Below are 2,174 nucleotides of genomic sequence, written 5' to 3'. Positions count from 1 at the left end.
GCAATTTTAGCTTTAGCTTTAGAAAATTATTCAAGAAAGGAATTAGAACAAAAAAAATAAGCGAAAACTCGGCTTGGGCAAGACGATAGTTTCCGCTAAACATTGTTGTTCTATCAAGGCTATTTTACCATTATGGCAAAAGACAAATCAAGATACTTCACCTTTTTGTTATATCCCGAATCTATTCCAGAAGATTGGAAATCGAAATTAGAATTAATTGGTGTTCCAATTGCTATTAGTCCATTTCATGATATGGATGAAAAAACTGATAAATCAAAATGGACACCTGATGATGTCATACGAAATGGCAAGCACTATAAAAAGCCGCATTATCATGTTGTCTATGTGGCTAAAAATCCAGTTACTGCTGATAGTGTTCGGTACAAGATTAAACAGCTTCTAGGTGATCGGAGTATCGCTAAAGTGCAAATAGTCGTCAGAAGTATGGCAAGCATGTATTCATACCTTACACATGAGTCTAAAGACGCTATTGAAAAGAAAAAACATAAATACAGCAAGCATGATATTACTTTGCTAAACAATTTCGATATTGATCGCTATATTACGCTTGATGTTGAAGATAAAGATGACATGCTGAATGATGTTTGCGATTTGATTGATGACCATAATTTGGCAAATATGCGTGAATTGAGACGTTTTTTAAAAGCTCATGGTTCAGAATATGGCATGCCTAGTATCAAGGTCGTTAATTCGGTTTTACGTGCTCATACTGGATTGATAAGGCTATATTTTGATGCTGTTTATCAGGAACGTAAATATGGCAGAAACGATTTGGACCAAGAAACGGGTGAAATACTTGATGATGGGACTGAAAATGAAGGCTTACAGTAAAGGCTTTGCCAGTTTTGATTGTATTTAGGAGAGGAGAAAGTGGTGAAATTTAACTTTAATTTTAGGTTTTATAAGCAGAGCCAATTTTGGTTCGATTTTATTGTTGTTTTGTCTTTACTAGTGGGACACAAAATGATTTTTAGTAGTGACCCAGTTATAAAATACGCGTTGCTTATTTCAATGGCTGTTTTAATTGTGAGCTTGGTAAAACAAGTATTTTTTTATCGTGAAGAACAGTGAATAAAAAACAAACTTTTGAAAGTGATTAATGAAATGAAAATAGTTTTTGAAGGCGAATTTTATAATTCGTCTTTTTTTGTTGTCGGCTAGCCGACTTCTGGTACAGGAAATTTAGCACAAACACCATCAATTTTAATTGTGGTGTGTAAGTGCGCATTGCTTTAAAAATAGCAATGAAAAAAATCAAAAGAAAATGCTAAATGCGCACTTACACGTCATCAAAGGTGACGTTGCGCTAAAACCATTAAAACCTGTATCAGATTTCGCTTCGCTCAAACAAAACTGACTTGCGTCAGTTGAAACGTTCAAAGCAGTTAAAGTCCAGTCACTAGCATCCTTCGGACTTTAGCTGCTTTGAACGTTGGCTTTAAATGGCTCTAATTTGCTCTTTAAGCCATTTTAGCTGTTAAATGCATAATTAGCTGTCTGTCAACGGTAAATCGACGTAGAACGGCTTTTAGCCGTTCTAGGAGGCTTTAAGGAGTTGATAGACTCACTAGACCAAGACACTTTTGCGAATGCAAAGAAAAGCACACCTGCTTTTTTTGCCTGCCTCACGGCGAGTGCGGGGTGAGTTTGAGCGGGAGCACCCGCTCATTTATGGGGTCAAGCTGACACAGCTTGCAGGTTTGGGCAGCGCCCATGGTTTTATTCGTGTGGGATATAAATTTGAAAATCAGGGGGCAAGGGAGCGAATTTTGCGACCGTACTACGACCCCCCTTTTAAGTGCCGAGTGCCAATTTTGGTTAAAAATGGTCTTCAAGCCTTTAATATCAATGGTTACAGAGTTTTAAATCTCGGCGAGTTTTTGGCGAGTTTTTGGCGAGTTTTTAGCGAAATAGAGATTTATAGCATATATTATTGACAATAATGTTGCAAAAATGCATAATAATGGTGTACTTAAATTTGATTTGGTTTGGAGTAAAAATATGGCTACAAATAAAAAAAGAATTACGGTCAGTCTAACCGAAGATCAGTATTTTACTTTGGAAAATCTTGCGAAAGAAAAGGGTTTTTCTAAGTCTGCAATTTTAGCTTTAGCTTTAGAAAATTATTCAAGAAAGGAATTAGAACAAAAAAA

The 2,174-nt window shown here is 36.1% G+C and carries 3 protein-coding genes; all 3 read left to right on the top strand.

Annotated elements, in window-relative coordinates; translation table 11 throughout:
• Positions 1 to 132 precede the first annotated feature (132 nt).
• Complete coding sequence (locus tag FD28_RS00205; RefSeq protein WP_057731299.1) at positions 133 to 852, top strand: replication protein; 720 nt, start codon at positions 133 to 135, stop codon at positions 850 to 852.
• A 758-nt stretch (positions 853 to 1,610) separates the two neighbouring features.
• On the top strand, positions 1,611 to 1,958 hold the full coding sequence (locus tag FD28_RS00195) for a hypothetical protein (protein WP_057731294.1): 348 nt from the start codon (positions 1,611 to 1,613) through the stop codon (positions 1,956 to 1,958).
• Positions 1,959 to 2,022: 64 nt separating this feature from the next.
• Positions 2,023 to 2,174: ribbon-helix-helix protein, CopG family (locus FD28_RS00190; RefSeq protein WP_056971141.1), on the top strand; the 152-nt coding region annotated here is incomplete at its 3' end.

The sequence above is a fragment of the Levilactobacillus hammesii DSM 16381 genome (assembly GCF_001434395.1).
In the GTDB taxonomy this organism is placed as follows: Bacteria; Bacillota; Bacilli; order Lactobacillales; family Lactobacillaceae; genus Levilactobacillus; species Levilactobacillus hammesii.
Note: the sequence above shows the minus strand (reverse complement) of the source record. Positions and strands in the feature narration are given on the sequence as shown.